The organism is Bradyrhizobium sp. 139 (assembly GCF_023074175.1).
Taxonomy (GTDB): domain Bacteria; phylum Pseudomonadota; class Alphaproteobacteria; order Rhizobiales; family Xanthobacteraceae; genus Bradyrhizobium.
Genome location: NZ_JADPKS010000152.1, coordinates 23,476 through 38,526, shown reverse-complemented (window position 1 = coordinate 38,526; position 15,051 = coordinate 23,476). Strand labels below are relative to the sequence as shown.

7 protein-coding genes and 5 pseudogenes are annotated in these 15,051 nt (G+C 61.1%); 10 read left to right on the top strand and 2 right to left on the bottom strand.

What is annotated here, in order from left to right:
• Positions 1 to 219: 219 nt before the first annotated feature.
• Together IVA80_RS38790 and IVA80_RS32515 are read left to right on the top strand one after the other, a co-directional pair.
• Positions 220 to 363 (top strand): annotated as a pseudogene (locus IVA80_RS38790) (nucleotidyl transferase AbiEii/AbiGii toxin family protein); the annotation flags it as partial.
• 23 nt (positions 364 to 386) lie between these two features.
• A complete protein-coding gene (locus tag IVA80_RS32515) occupies positions 387 to 1,169 on the top strand; it encodes a nucleotidyl transferase AbiEii/AbiGii toxin family protein (protein ID WP_253075743.1) in 783 nt (260 codons plus the stop codon).
• A gap of 73 nt (positions 1,170 to 1,242) precedes the next feature.
• Here the strand turns inward: IVA80_RS32515 and IVA80_RS32510 are convergent.
• Both IVA80_RS32510 and IVA80_RS32505 read right to left on the bottom strand, forming a co-directional pair.
• Positions 1,243 to 1,494, bottom strand: a pseudogene (locus IVA80_RS32510) (hypothetical protein); the annotation flags it as partial.
• 12 nt (positions 1,495 to 1,506) lie between these two features.
• Positions 1,507 to 1,718 (bottom strand): annotated as a pseudogene (locus IVA80_RS32505) (IS21 family transposase); the annotation flags it as partial.
• Between the two features lie 164 nt (positions 1,719 to 1,882).
• Here IVA80_RS32505 and IVA80_RS32500 point away from each other — a divergent pair.
• From IVA80_RS32500 to IVA80_RS32470, 8 genes and pseudogenes are all read left to right on the top strand, one after another.
• A pseudogene (locus IVA80_RS32500) lies at positions 1,883 to 2,079 on the top strand (DDE-type integrase/transposase/recombinase); the annotation flags it as partial.
• A gap of 757 nt (positions 2,080 to 2,836) precedes the next feature.
• Positions 2,837 to 11,875 (top strand): shikimate kinase, encoded by a 9,039-nt coding sequence (locus IVA80_RS32495; protein ID WP_346348052.1) that lies wholly within the window; start codon positions 2,837 to 2,839, stop codon positions 11,873 to 11,875.
• 111 nt (positions 11,876 to 11,986) lie between these two features.
• Positions 11,987 to 12,275 (top strand): annotated as a pseudogene (locus tag IVA80_RS32490) (DDE-type integrase/transposase/recombinase); the annotation flags it as partial.
• A gap of 768 nt (positions 12,276 to 13,043) precedes the next feature.
• A complete protein-coding gene (locus tag IVA80_RS32485; RefSeq protein WP_247439025.1) occupies positions 13,044 to 13,223 on the top strand; it encodes a hypothetical protein in 180 nt (59 codons plus the stop codon).
• 156 nt (positions 13,224 to 13,379) lie between these two features.
• On the top strand, positions 13,380 to 13,880 hold the full coding sequence (locus tag IVA80_RS38785; RefSeq protein WP_346348051.1) for a DUF3618 domain-containing protein: 501 nt from the start codon (positions 13,380 to 13,382) through the stop codon (positions 13,878 to 13,880).
• Entirely contained in the window at positions 13,777 to 14,358 is a 582-nt protein-coding gene (locus tag IVA80_RS38780; protein ID WP_346348050.1) for a hypothetical protein, read from the top strand. Before IVA80_RS38785 ends, IVA80_RS38780 begins: the two co-directional genes overlap by 104 nt.
• Entirely contained in the window at positions 14,355 to 14,732 is a 378-nt protein-coding gene (locus tag IVA80_RS32475; RefSeq protein ID WP_247439023.1) for a YidB family protein, read from the top strand. The genes IVA80_RS38780 and IVA80_RS32475 overlap by 4 nt, the downstream gene beginning before the upstream one ends.
• 28 nt (positions 14,733 to 14,760) lie before the next feature.
• On the top strand, positions 14,761 to 15,021 hold the full coding sequence (locus IVA80_RS32470) for a GlsB/YeaQ/YmgE family stress response membrane protein (protein ID WP_247439022.1): 261 nt from the start codon (positions 14,761 to 14,763) through the stop codon (positions 15,019 to 15,021).
• The last annotated feature ends 30 nt before the right edge of the window (positions 15,022 to 15,051 follow it).

Genomic DNA, 15,051 nt, shown 5'->3' with positions numbered 1-15,051 from the left:
GAAGGATTTGAAACGGTCGGTACCGTCGTCGCCGCGCGCGGTGCTAGGCACGACGTCCCAGGCCGGCGAGGCGCATCCGGAATGGAACGTGGTGCTGCCTAGCGAATTCCTCCATCCTTCGTTCGAAGGTGGCTCTCCGGAGATGGCGCCATGATCTCGGTAGAACGCCTGGAGAAGCTTTCCAATGAACTGTCGTTCGAAGCCGCGACAATCGAACGCGTGGTCCGCCTCATAGACGTGCTCGACCGGCTCACCAAGGACAGGGAGATCGGCCATCTCTTCGCTTTGAAAGGAGGTACGGCGCTCAACCTGTTCTATCTCGGTCTCGATCGTCTGTCGGTGGATATCGACTTGAACTACGTCGGTGCCGAAGATCGGAAAAAACAATGCTCGCCGACAAGGCGCTCATCATGAAGCGTCTGCCGCTCCTTATGGGGAACTACGGCTACGAACTCTTCCGAACCCCGTGCGACGAACACGCCGGCGAAAAGTGGCGCTTCAGGTACGTTTCGGCCCATCGGCGGCCCGGCACGATCGAGGTCGACGTCAACTACATGTACCGCACGCCGTTCTTCGGGACGTCGCTAATGAATTCCGTTTCTCTGGGCGGCTACACCGCGACGAAAATCCACGTCGTGGATCTGCGCGAGATCGCCGCCGGAAAAAGCGTCGCGATGGCCGCGCGCTGCGCATCGCGCGATCTCTACGACGCATGGCGCCTGCCGCACGTCCGCGGGCTGGATTGGAAACAGGTCAAGCTCGCTACGCTCGCGATCGGGGCGGCCACACGGGACCTGAACTGGCGGACGGCCTCGCTGGACGGATATAGCTACCACACCAACGAACTCCGCGGAAAATTGCTGACCGTCGTGAAGAGCGACATGTTCGACAAGGACGGCCGCCCGGAAGCCTGGTGCGAGCTCGTGCTGGCCGAATGGCAAGAACGACTGGCCCCCTTGTTCGAACATGATCGCGGCGAGATGTCGTTCCTTGATGCTCTCTACGAAGAGGGACGGATCGACGTCAGCAGTCTCCAAGGCGATGCCGCCGTCAAGCACGCGATAGAGAACTTCCCCGCGCTGCAATGGAAGGCTCTGAACATCAGGAATCACAACGCCGGTCTTCCGCGCTTGTGGGCAGGCTCCGACGTTACGCCAGAGGGAGAGTAGAATTTCTCCTTATTTGTCACACCAGGACGAAACGGGAGGGCGGGAGAACGGCGGCGGATGCCCGTTTCAGCCGTCAGCGGGTTCGTGCACCGTTAAACCGAGACCGCCTCGCGTGATCGAGCAGATGCTCGACCGACGAGGCCGCCCATTGCCAGCCGCCGCGCGGCGTCCGCTCCCGCATTGTCTCGAGCTGTGCCGCGATCGCCCGCAGACTGAGGTCCGGATCGGCAATGGCAATGCCGGCGACGAGTGTCATCAATCGATCCTCCGGCTGTCGTCGCGGCGCGCGCTGGACAAGTTCAGGCTTCGCGAGGCCTTCCCGCACAGCGATGCATCGGTCGAGCAGCCAGGCGTTGAGTTCCTCCAGGTTTTTGAAGCGGAGCCTCGGCGTGAAGAAGCGCTCGCGCACAGCCCGACCTGGTTCTCGACCTGGCCCTTCTCCCAGCCCGACGCCGGCGTGCAGGCCACCGGCTCGACAAGATAGTGGCCGCGCATCTGCTGGAAGCGGCGGTTGTATTGCCTCTCCTTGCCGATGAAGATCGTCTCCATGAACCAGCGAAAGCCGGCGTATCTTTGCAATCGGCTTCACAACCAACATCCAAAACAAATGCCTCCGATGAAACAGGAAGCAGTGTCACGCCCCTGCGTTAAGGGGGTCCCGTTTGGATGAAAACGACCCCTCAAGCAGGGTCCCTATTCCATGAAAAATCACACTGCGGTCCTATTGAGCGGCGAAACGGCAGGTCATGCCGGATGCCGAGCACCGCGCACAGGGGCTTCAACAACAGGGCCGGGAATTCCCATGTGCCGCTGCGAAAGCGGGAGCGGACGATGCAGGGCTTCCGTTCGCCGGGGAAGCCTGCAGCGCTTCGTCTCGATATTCTCAACCTTCCGTAATCTCTTCGTCCCAGCCAGCTCAAGACGCTCCTCAGATAAGGTGACAGCGCCCGATCGCAGGCCCAGGCGGCCTGACCTGCGGCCTTCGCCGGCCGGTGTAGGCCGCAGCCCGATTCATTAACGCTTGAGCCAGGTCTCGGATTTTCTTTATCGATCCGGGAGAACGCCTTCGTCAGCCAATCGTCAGCCAGGCGGTCTATCTAGGCCTGCCGCGCCTCATCAGCCTGAACCCAATGCAAACGCAGGAGTGCGAATCATCATGTATGGTCGAATTGGTGCCTCGTTCGATGTCCACTACAGTGGCGAAGCTGACGAAGCGAATCAGTCGGGAGCCACCGGGCAAACGGATGTAGGAAGCCAAAGATTCGCGAACATGTTTGCCCGGATGCATTTAGCCGGAGTGGTTCTACCGGCAATTCATCTTCGCGCAGGTGGACGAAGAACGGTCCCGGTGAATGGCAGCGCGCAATCAAACCTCCACTCTGTCTCTGAAAAACTGAGGATAGCGAGTGCGGCGTGATGCGATCGCGTGCCAGTCTCGGCCGATCTTGGGCTGCTGGCGTGTACTTTGGCCAGGATGTAGGCCACGCCGTCTTGGGTCCGGGCTGACCATGACGGTTGACGAAAACATGCCGCAGGTTCCTCAGACCTCATGCCATGCGCCATCTGGGCGATTGCAGTTATGGGCCAAAGCCTTGATACACCATGGCTGAGCGACATCAGCCCGCAACATCATAAGCAGTGATTCTCGCCTTTATCAGAGATGGAATATGACGGGCATTGGCCGATCTGGCAGATCGCGCATTGGGGATGCTGGAGCCGGATCGAGCAGTTCACGCTCGCACTCAAGTCTAGCCCCTGGGGAAGGCAGTCAATCGTTCGATTCCGTCGTGGAGCGGATGCGCTCTGGGCCTCAAGATAGAGGGACGCCCTCCGCTAGCATGGCGCGCGGTGCCGACGATGCCCTTGGCGACAGGTCTTCCGGTCCCTCCGTTGGCCCAGATCGAATCCTAGGCGCTGCGCCACGTGCAGCCGCTGCGCCACGTGCAGCCGCTGCGCCACGTGCAGTCACTGCGCGGCGGCGCGGCTTTCCTTCAGTGTCGGAGGGTGGAGACACGGCGCCGGTCACCAGCCAGCCGCCAACTTCGGGTGTGGCAGTCCCCATTTCCTCATCAGAGGAAGAAATCAACGCAACAAAGCGACACATGGATCGCCTGGTTGAGGAACTTGACGCTTGCCGTAATGCGGCCATGCAAGCCCAGAACTCGGAGGAGGCGCAAGAGCTGACCGATCGGTTCGTCAAAGCAGGCTCAGCAGTTCTGGACTACTACGCGAGCCTGCGCCCGGCCGTGGCGCGGAGCATTCTGTCCGACGCTGAGGCCCGTCGATACCGCTATGCCGTGCTCGATGCGGCCCACCAATGCAACGCACTGGCCTCACCGACTATCCCCGCCTTGCAAGAGCGCAGAAAGAATTCGGCAGCCCTGTTCCAGCGGATTTTGGAATCCAACGCTACCCCCGACCAGCTGAGCCGAGTGGCTTCCAGTATGGTGAAGGACCATGTGCCTGTCATCGAGTGGTGGGGAAAGAAGCTGTTGCGCTCGGAACGGATGGTGTCCGTCTGCGAGGCCACCGCCAACTTGCCAAGCACGACGCCCGAGATGCGGAAGCCCGAAGAGGCCGCACTACGCCTGAATACCGGCTTGGTACTTCATGCGGGGTACATGTGTCTGCAATCGCGGATTGCGCTCGCGCAACTTATCATTGAGTCTCAGGCGAGCACGTTTGAACCAGCCGTGAGGGACGCCCTCATGGGTGAGAACGGGGGGGTGCATCTGCTCGGGACCTTTGTCGAGGATGTTTTTCCGGCATTCCTCTCGACGGAGGAAGCCGTTCTGCACAAGGACGGAGCGGCACTCGACGCAGAGCACTGCACCGTTCTGGAACGAGTCATGGAACGGCTTTCGGAATTTGCGTTGGCGTTGCACGACGACATCCTTGCCAAGCTAAGCGATAACCGAACAGGTGCCAGCCTCCCATTGGAACTGTTGGGCCAGATCGTGGACGACGCCCGGATCACTGCGCGCGAGATCATGCACTTCCTGGCACTGCAGCTGAAAACGTCAGCCATCATTGCACCGCCGGCCGACGCTGGCGCTACGATACCGGCCGACACTGCCGGCAAGGCTGCAGTGGCGAAAGGCACTCTGGCACTGCAGCCGAAGACGCCAGCCGCTGGCGCTGCGATACCGGTCGACACTGCCGGCAAGGCAGCGGTGGCCAAAGGCACCGCAGCGCGCAGGGAGGGGAAAGGCAACCGCAAGCCGGCTGCTGACGCCGGGCGGCCCGAGCCGCAAGTCGCCGCGGGCGACAGCGACACGGCGCCAGCGGACAAGGTTCTCGTGCGCTCGGATCTAGGTACGAAGAAGCTTGTGAGCGCCAAGGAGGCGCATGCAAGTGCGTCGTCGGCGGCGGCACACTCGGCGGTCTGGCAGGCCCCGGCGTCGACGGAGGCGTTGGCGCCACTGGTCAAGCGGTTGGACGAACTTTTGCAGTTCGATCTGGCTGGTCAGCAAAGGACCGTCTCGCAAGCGCGCCAGATGAAGCCCGAGGACGCCGATCACGTAGTGGGCATCGTGGTCGAGCGCCTGCAGACGCAGGCCGCCGAGATGCAGGCCTGTCTGGACGCGCTGGAAGAGCCTCGTCGACGCGGCCTGCTCACGCTTGCGCATGTGCACGAAGTGCACGAGAAAACAGTCCGGCTCAAGATGATGTTGTCCGAGGCGCAGGGACTGGCGAAGGCAGCGAACTCGGAATCAAGTCTTGCCCATGGGGAAGGCAGCCAATCGTTCGATTCCGTCCTGGAGCGGATGCACTCTGGGCCTCAAGATAGAAGGACGTCCTTCGCTCGCATTGCGCGCGGTGCCGATGATGCCCTTGGCGACAGATCTTCCGGACCCTCCGTTGGCGCACATCGGATCTTGGGCGCTGCGCCACGTGAAGCCACTGCGCGACGGTGCGGTTTTCCCCCAGTGCCGGAGGGTGGAGCGCCAGGTCGAGAAGAAACCTCTTTAGGTTCTGATGACAAACCCTGGCTCGGCAATCAAGGATCCAGAAGCTCGCAACCAGACACGGTGCCACCCCATAGGCAAACGGAGTCCGACCCGGGTGCAGGACCGGGAAGGCGGCGTTTCGTCCATGTAGCCGAACAGAGCTTCAAGCGTGGATACTCGGAAAACCTACTTAATAACGCTTTACATGACATTTCTTTCGCTGGCGACATCACTAAATTCTCATGCGCTGTGGTGGAGTATAACAGGAAGCTGCAGGGTCGAGCGGACCACGCAACATTCCTGCAAAAGGCCGCTTCCGAGTTCAAACGCGAATTTGTCCCAAGATGGGAACAAGATATCCGCGCCCGGAATACATGGGGGTACGCCACCTCATGCAACACGATGAGCCGGGAGGCTGGAGGTCAGGCAGGCGTGGAAGCTTGCAGGGCCATGGCAGCTCAGGTGTCGAGCCTCGGCAATGCGCTAAACGACGTCGAAAGCAAAACGCTTTCCCTATTCGTATTGTCGTTCAGTCGATATCCCCGGGTGGCGGAATGTCGCAATGGAATGATCCGAATCGCCAGGTTTTTTCGTGAGCAACGCGGAGCGCTTTCGGAGCTCAACGCTCAAAGTCTCGCCCTGCTGGTCAACGGCTTCAGCAAGTGGCCGGAACAGGAGAACTCTCGTGAGGCCACAATAGCAGTTGCCGCTGAGATTCGCCGCCGCGCTCCCGGGCTCTCTGATTTTGGTCCGCAGAGCCTGGCTATCGTGGTGAACGGTTTGAGCAAGTGGCCGGAAGAGGCGGAGTGTCGCGGTGCTATAAGGGCAATCGCCAGCGAGGTCCGTCACCGCGCGGGCCGCCGCGATGTCTGGCTCTCTGACTTTGGTCCGCAGAACCTGGCTACCGTGGTGAACGGTTTGAGCAAGTGGCCGGAAGAGGCGGAGTGTCGCGGTGCGATGAGGGCAATCGCCGTCGAGGTCCGTCGCCGCGCGGGTCGCCGCGATGTCTGCCTCGCTGATTTTGATCCACAGGCGTTGGCGAACCTGGTGAACGGCTTCAGCAAGTGGCCGCAGGACTGCCGAGACGCTATAGTTCAAATCGCCGTCGAGGTGCGTTACCGCGCGGGCCGCCGCGATGTCGGGCTCTCTGATTTTGATCCACAGGCGTTGGCGAACTTGGTAAACGGCTTCAGCAAGTGGCCGCAGGACTGCCGAGACGCTATAGTTCAAATCGCCGACGAGGTCCATCACCGCGGCGACCGGCTCTCCAATTTTACTCCCCAGCACTTGTCGAACCTCGTGAACGGCTTCAGCAGGTGGCCCGAGGGGGCGAAGTGCAACGACGCTATACTTGCAATCGCCGACGAGGTTCGTCGCCGCGCTGGCCGAGCGGACCGGCTCTCCAGTTTTACTCCCCAGCACTTCTCGAGCTTGGTGAACGGCTTCAGCAGGTGGCCGGAAAGGACAGACTGCCGCAGCGCTATAGTTGAAATAGCCGACGAGGTCCGTCGCCGCGCCGACCGGCTGTCTGGGTTTGATCCGCAGGGTCTGGCGAACCTGGTGAACGGTTTCAGCAAGTGGCCTGACGAGACGGGCTGTGGCGACGCCACGCTGGCGATCGCCGGTGAGGTCTGTCGCCGCGCCGACCGGCTTTCTGGGTTTGATCCGCAGGGTCTGGCGAACCTGGTGAACGGTTTCAGCAAGTGGCCTGACGAGACGGGCTGTGGCGACGCCATGCTGGCGATCGCCGATGAGGTCCGTCGCCGCGCCGACCGGCTTTCCGGGTTTGATCCGCAGGGGCTGGCGAACCTGGTGAACGGTTTCAGCAAGTGGCCACAAGAGGAGAACTCACGTCACGCCATCGCTGTGATCGCCGGTGAGGTGCTTCGCCGCGCCGACCGGCTCTCCGATTTTACCTCTCAGCACCTAGCGAATCTGGTGAACGGCTTTAGCAAGTGCCCACAAGAGGAGAACTCACGTCACGCCACCGTTGTAATCGCCGATGAGGTCCTTCGCGCCGACCGGCTGTCTGATTTCACTCCGCAGGGTCTAGCGAACCTGGTGAACGGTTTCAGCAAGTGGCTGCAAGAGCAGGACACTCGCCAAGCCACAGTCGCGATTGCCAACGAGGTCTCTCGCCGTGACAACCGGCTCTTTGAGTTTACTCCGCGGGAACTGGCGATCCTGGTGAACGGCTTTAGCAAGTGGCCGGAAGAGGCGGTGTGCCATGGGGCGATAATCGACATAGCGGGCAAACTCGGCTCGGGAGACCTCCGATTCGGAGCGTTCACCACAACTCAGCTCAGCATGATAGCCAATGCTCTGGGGCGAGGTGTCACGAGGGGAGAGGGCACTGGAGAGATCATAGAGACCGCTCTGCTGAAGAATCGGCTGCACGATCTGGCCCACTACCTGCACTATGCCAGTGATCGCCTGGAGCAGGCCCAGGTTCTGAACATCGGCATGATTTTCAAAGCGCTGGCTAAGGCTCAATTGTTTGACGATCTCGGTTTGCTCGCACGCACGGGGTTAGACCGGCTGACGGAACTGCATCGTGCCCCCGGTTTTGCCGCTGAGAACGACCTCGAAATCATGGGTACTCTCTGCATCGCTCTGCTGCCGCTGGCGCGCAGCCCGCACCTGCGCTGGCACCGGAGGCGGGCTTTAAACTTGCTGAACGACATTCAACCGATCGTCGAGCACAAGATCGAGGGGCATCTCAAAGCAAGCGATGCCGAGCGAGCCCGAGGGCCGTACTCGAGCCGTGGCCCCGCCTTGTCGATCTATCAAACGCTCAAGGCCCGTGCGGTTTTGGCGGCATTGTTCCGCCGGCCCTATGTCGAAGGCAAGAAGTCCGATTTGCGGGTGAGGCAGGAAGAGCTGCAGCGCAAGACTAAGGAGATTTTGGACAAAACGGGCGGCCTCGTCGAAGGCGATCTTTCCAACATGAGCTGGAACCTGATGGCGGAGATCGCGGCGGAGAGTCCGGTCGATGCGCTGGACACGTTCTTGGCGCAGAATGCGGCGACGGTCCAGGCCCAACATCCAGCGTCCGTGTTCGACGTCCATCAAGTGTTGCGAACCATGGCCCACGAGCCCAGACCTCCGCAGGGTGACGCGGGACTTATGCAGTTGTCAGTGGTGGACATGCAGGGCCGGCCAGTGGCCACGGAGCCCGAGACACGCTATTCGATTTTTCATCGCCTGACCTCGGGGGTTTTGCCCGTCGTCGCGGTCCAGCTGCCAGGAAAGCCGAGCGCGTTCATGCTGGCGCGTACGGTCACCGTCGAGGGTGTGCCATACCGCATGGACCTGTTCGGCGGAAGCAAGTTAAAGCCGCCCAAAAAGCCCGTGTCGCAGATCGCCGCCCGCCTTCCAGGTGGGGCGAGGGCAGAGTCTTCCGGGGGAAAGCTGCTGGCGATTCCGTATGCCGAAACGGCGCCGGGCACAGCGTTCGAGCAGCTGTCGCGTGCCTGGGCCCCTTTCAAAGAGGCATACTATTACACTCAGCGCAGGGGTTTTGCCGCGCCGCCGGCAATCAAGGACCTAGGTCCTCGGGACTACGCGCTGGAGGGCGCCTTCAAACTGTCGCTGCTGCCGGACCGTCCTGCCGGCGAGGAGCATCCCTTCAAGCTGGCTGGGCCAGAAGGCCCGATCGCCTTGCGGCCGCATGATGGTTGCGGTTTCATCAAGGCCTCGCTGGCCAACCGTATGCCAGCTGTAAATCGCGCCCGCCGACAGGAAGGTCCTGATCGGGTGCCTGCCTTTGGTGAGGGAAGAAGAATGTCCGTTCCCGCATCGGCGCTGCAACACTATCCCCGAAGCGAGCCGGTGACCGATGAGGCGCGGGAGAAGGCCAAAACCTGGCTCGAGAGCAGACAAGGGCGAGAGTTGACGTCTGAAGAGTTGTTTCGCACCGTGACGGCCGGACACATCGACGGTCCCGGCGCAGTTGCCGTACCGTCCAGCGATGACTGTCTCCATGTGCCGACGCTCAAGAGCGAGACGTTGATGGCGGCGAGCGGCGTGCTGATCGGGCGCTCGCCCTACGACAAGCCCAATCTGCGCCCGTTTGCCGCCGAGCGAGTCAAGTCGGCCGTTAAGGGCGACCCGACCGCTGTGTTCCTCGAAAACTGCACAGCCATCCAATACAGCTTCAATGTCGCCCAGAAGTCGGGGAAGGAACTGGCGGGCGACGATCCGACTTTTTTTGCCAAAGGCATTCTGATGGTTGTGCCGGATAAGATGTGGCCGGCCGGCTACGCCGACCGTGGGCTGGTGATGTCTGCCGAGGACGTCAAATGCCATTCGAGCTGGACCTCGAGCAAGGACCGCGCCAAGGTGGACACGCCGCTCGAGTGCGTCGGCATCCTGCAGGCTACCGAGGTGTTCGCTCCGGGCTCGTTGGTTGCCGTCCCGATCGGTGAACAGAAAAAACTTGACGGGGATTTCGACGGGGACACCGTCGTCATCGTCGGCGACCGGCCGCAGCTTTATGAGCATGTGCGCCAGTTCGATCGCAAGGAGCAAGCTCTCGGACTTCCGTCGCTGAAGCCGCCAAAGTCGCATACCCCGGCGCTTGAGGGCGACAATTACCAGTTCGGTCGCGCCCGCCAGATCCTCGCCGCCACGCAGGATGTCCTGGAAACCTATAGCTGCCTGCAGCGAAACTTTCTGGCTCAATCCCATGAAGCACAACGCTGGTTTGCCGAGCGTGCTGTCTTTGGCACCTATGAGGGCGTTCACCACGAGCTCAGGCGAGAGATCCGTCAGCTGTTGGGCCAGGAAGAGGTGAGTAGCCAGGATATCCAGAACACGTTTGCGAGAGCGAGGAGCGAGATTGAGGTCGCCAAACATCTGGTTGCTCGCGAAATGGCCGAGTTGCTCGTCGACGACCTAGCGGCATGGGCAGTGAAGCCGAATGAGCAACCCCTGCCCGAAACAATCGAAAGCTCGAACGCCGCAAACCCGAGCCTCAGCGCAAGGCTCTGCAATCTTTTCCCGGATCTGGCGGAGACCTATCCGGCAACGCCTCAGCCACGAGACCGCATCCAGCTTTTACTCGACCACTATCCTCCCCGCATCGATCCCCGCCCGGATGGTTACAATGCGGACGACCTCGTAAAAAGCGCAAACAACTTGCTGAGCCTCGGCATCAAGGTCGGCACTGATGCCTATAAATCCGATACTGGCGCCAACCTCTTTTTCCAGAAGAGCAGTCACCTTCAGCGGCTCCTCTACGAGACGCCGGGCTTGAAGTCCGTGCCCTACGTCAAGGGCGTGGCGGCGACCCTCGCCCACGGAAGGTTTGATGTCGATGCGACCTTGGAGGATCTGAGGGACAACCCCACTCTGGCGGCTTCAATCATGGAGACCTCGATCAAACTCGCTGCGGAGCAGGGCATTTTGCGCAAACCCTCCGGCCTCCGGCCCGCCGCCGACGATGCTGACATGATCACGCTGACCCGCGAGGAGGCCTCAGAACGCGCCCAAAATGAGGCTGACCGAGCTATAGCGGAAGAGAGGAAAATCACCGCAGCGGCACGCGAGATTGCCGGAATCCTTGCGGAAGCCGGCATCGAAGTGAAGATGCCCCATCTGGAGCGCCGCTTGAAATCGCATGCCTCCATGACAGATCAGCTCACCGGCATGAGCATCCCGCCCGGCAGCGCCCCACAGCTCTTCAGCAACGCCGTACGCCACGTCTTAGAAATTCCTGACAAGGATTTTACACGTGCCTTCAAGAAAGCCATGCTGGCCTTTGAGGAGCGGGACTACACCGAACGCCAGACAACCAACTGGTTCAGAATGCGCAGTCCGACTTTCGTCGGCATCAAGACAGTCCTCACCACGGCGGAAGCTTATCGCTTCGAAGTGGAGTTCCACACGCCAGGCAGCTATCAAGCCAAGCTTGCCAATCACGACACCTATAAAATTCTCGGCAGGCTGCGGCGGCAATCAAGCGAGGATGCTTTGGAGCAACCTAAGGCCGAGAAACTGGTGCAGCGGACGAGAGAGGTCTGCACACAGATTGCGATCCCCGACGGCGCCCTGGGCATACACCACTGGGGAGCCGAAGGAGATCGTAAGGGCGGCGCCGCTGCGGCATTTGGATTGCGAGCTTTCGAACAATCAAGAATGCCCGAGATCGCCAGGTCAACGGAGGCAAGCGAGATTATCGCGGCCCTCGGCGTGCGGCCGATCGTGCTTGTCGGCATGCCGAGCGCCGGAAAATCCACCATTGGCCCGGCCATCGCCGAGCGACTGCGGCTGCCCTTCATCGATACCGACCAAAAAATCCAAAAAGATGCCGGTAAAGAGATACCGCAGATTTTCGATACCCATGGCGAGGAGTGGTTCAGGGAGCTCGAAGCGAGGGTAATCGCGCGTGTGCTCAATGAAGGGCCCGCGGTGATCGCGACTGGTGGCGGCTCGATCATGCATGAGCCGACCCGGCGTCTCGTCGGGGAGAAAGCCGTCTCGATCTGGCTCAACACCGACTTCGACGTGATCCAACATCGCCTTAGGAAAGGTATCAACCGCCCGCTGCTGCAAGGCCCCGACCGGGATCAGACAATCAGCCGACTGATGCGCGAGCGCACGCCGCTTTATGCACAAGCCGATATCACGTTCGTGCCGCCCCGCAAACAAGACAAAAAGAATGCGGATCCCTGCGTGAAGGCGCTGCACGCCTATCTTCGCGGCGAAGCGGCCGCCACTCAGTCAGCCTCCAATACCAACGAGCTTGTTGGCTGACTCACTTGAGATTCCCACAGCGGAAAAGGTCTAATTCGCTGCCCTGGTAGGTGGTGGTTTGAGCGAGCTCCGGCTTATCCGCAGCAGGTTATGCCAACCAACCTCGCGCTCGGGTACCTCGAGCGCATCCTATGTGCTCGACGAGATCGTCCAACTGCCCGCAAGGCCAAGGCTGCCAAGCGCCTGCCGACCCGGTTGCTGAAGAAGCGGGGCTGCGGGCCCAGGCGCATGACCACCGACAAATTGCGGGCGCGGCAAAGACCCAGATGCCGCAAGTCGAGCATCGCTGGCACAAGGGGCTGACGATCGCGTTGAGCATTCGCATGTGCCGCTGCGAAAACGGGAACGAACCGTGCAGGGCTTCCGATCCACCGGTTTGCAACGGTTCGTGTCGCACTTCCCAGCCTCGCGAATCGAAGCATATCGCGGCCGTCGCCACTGCGCGCAAGCCGAGAAGGCGGAAGCTGCATACACAGCAGCGACTTCCCGATGGCGGACTCGGCCCGGCACCAAGCGGAAGAAATACGGCGCGATGCCTCCCCGAAAAGCGGAACGCCGAAGCCGCCGACTTCGATGACAAAAAAGCCCCAGCTCAGTGAGACCCATTGCTCCTCAAGGCTCGCCGATTCACGCTGCGCGTTTCGGTGCTTGGGTCTGTTTGAGCTAGCCGTCTCGGCAGGCAATGCCGAAGCTGTCGCAGGTTAGCGCGAACGCCGCTTTGGCCTTATCCTCAACAAAACAAAACCGCGTGCCTATCTCGAGGCGATCGCTCCACCAATCAGCACTGCTTTCTTTTGCGACGCGAGAGGCTTCGCCCCGTACAAATCCAATTGTCTTCCGGCAGCAAGAACGATCAGGCAATTTTCCTTTGGCATAATGGCCGTCCTCGTTAGGACGCCGCGATAGGAACGAAGAAAGGGCCGCCTGTCGGCGACCCTGAAGTCTGCACAAGGCGGATAAAAACCAGATGATCAAATTCACCCCCTGTGCCGGCCCGAGGATAGAAGCAGCGGGTTTCAGGAATATTTCGTATAGGTGATGAAAATATCCACTAGCCGCGGTTGTCCGCGCGACCACCATCCGATGTGCCGGTCTGCTTCCGCCGTCCGTTCCTTCACCCGTTAAAGCAGCGGGCAAGCCTCCCTGGCTTTCGAAAGGGAGAAGAAGGTTGAAGCGAAGGCTGAAACGCGGAGCCAGGGAGAAGGCGCGCGAGCGGCGCCAACAGGCAGTCGTGAAGGCGCAAGCAGCACTCGAGAAATCCGAGCGGGAGCATGATCAAGTGGCGAGCACCATCGAAGCCGAACGCGCGATGGTCGAAAATCGCTCTCAAGCCGAAGAGGCTCGTTGAGAGAAGCCGAAGGAGAAGCTGGAGGGGCTGTACGCCGGGCTCGGGAATGGGAACGAGTCTTCAGGTCCGACGGAAACCGGGGCCCCAAATCCGCGGAGGAACGATTCAACAAAGCGTGAGTTCGCTTTCAAACAAGAACGATAGGCGGTTACGGCCATGCCACGATCCGTTGAGGAGTTAAGGCGCGAGTCCGAGCGGAGCCGGGCGCAGCTTGCAGCGACCGTCGATCGGTTGAGGGCGCAGATCACCGACACCACAGAAGACCTCCGCCACAAGGTCTCGCCCCAAGCCATCAAGTCGGAAGCCTCCGAGTTCGTCAGTCGCAAAACCCAGGGCTGGCTCGACACGCTCAAGCAGCTAGCCATGGAAAACCCGATGCAGGCGATCGCGGCTGGGACCGCGGTTGCGGTGCCCGCCCTGCGGCTGGCACGGGGCTTCCCGCTTCCCCTCTTAATGATCGGCGCAGGCCTCGCTCTAACTTCGAAGACCGTGCGGACCCGCACAGCGGAGGCAGCGGCTCCGACGGTCGAAACGGTCAAGGAAATGGCGGCGGATGCTGCCGAGCGTGTCCAGTTCCTTGGCGAGCAGACAGGGCGCAGGCCACCGACATGGCGGACGAGGCTCAAGCCGGAGCGGCCGGAATGGCCGACGACCTGAAGGATCGGGCGGCGCGGACCACGGACAAGTGAAGGCCGGCATAGATGCCGCCGCGGAAACCGCCAAAGACAAGATCGAGCAAATTGGCTCGACCGTTCGCGACAAGGCTACCGCGGCCCCGGAAACCGCCCGGCAGACGATCCGTGACAACGCCGCCCTGATCGCTGGCCTCGGAGTTGCGATCGGCGCAATCATCGCAGCGTCCCTTCCTGACACCAAGGCGGAAGCTGCCGCAGTCGGTAAGGCAAGCGATAGTGCCAAGCGCGCTGCCGGTAAGGCCGCCCAGTCCGGATTCGAGACAGCCAAGGATGCCGCGCTGTCGGCGGCCGATGCTGCCGCAAAGAGCGTGTCCCAGGCGGATCTCGGCAAACACGCCAGTCGCATGACCCAGGATATGTCCGAAACATTGAAGGAAGCGGCCGGCGACATCGTAACGGCGGCGTTCAATCCTTCTCGAACCGAAGAGAAATCCTCATGAGCGAATTTGATACCCAAATCGGGCAAGCCGCTTCTCAGGGACAGGACGAGACTTCCTCGCAAACGCTGTGGGCTCGCGCTCAGGTAGGCGGATCTGGCGTGGACGGTCTTCTGAGCAGCGGGCTCGGAGAGCTCCTCGAACGATTCAAGCAGAACGGCCAAGCGGATGCCGCCCAATCTTGGATCAACGACGGGCCGAACAAGGACATCTCGCCGCCTCAGCTCAAGCAAGCGATTGGGACGGACATCTTTGCTGCGCTGGAGCAGCAGACCGGCCTTCCGCAGGAAGAGCTGCTGGCGAGGCTATCGCGTGAGCTTCCGGCGGCCGTGGACAAGTATACGCCCGGCGGCTGCCTGCCGGACCGGAATGCGTAACCTTTTAAGAATCGCGAGGAGCCCAAGGATGAGTGTGATATGGACGATAATTATCGGCTTTGCCGCGGGGGTCGTTGCCAAGTTCATCATGCCTGGCGACAACGAGCCGTCGGGATTTATCCTCACCACCGTCCTGGGCATCGTCGGGGCATTCGTTGCAACTTTTCTTGGGCAGTCGCTCGAATGGTACCGCCCTGGGGAGGGAGCCGGTCTCGTCGGCGCGATCGTCGGGGCTATCATCGTGTTGCTGATTTACGGGTTCGTCGCCGGAAGGCGTAGGACGATTTGAGCAACTCTGCCGCACGTTTTCGGCATCCAG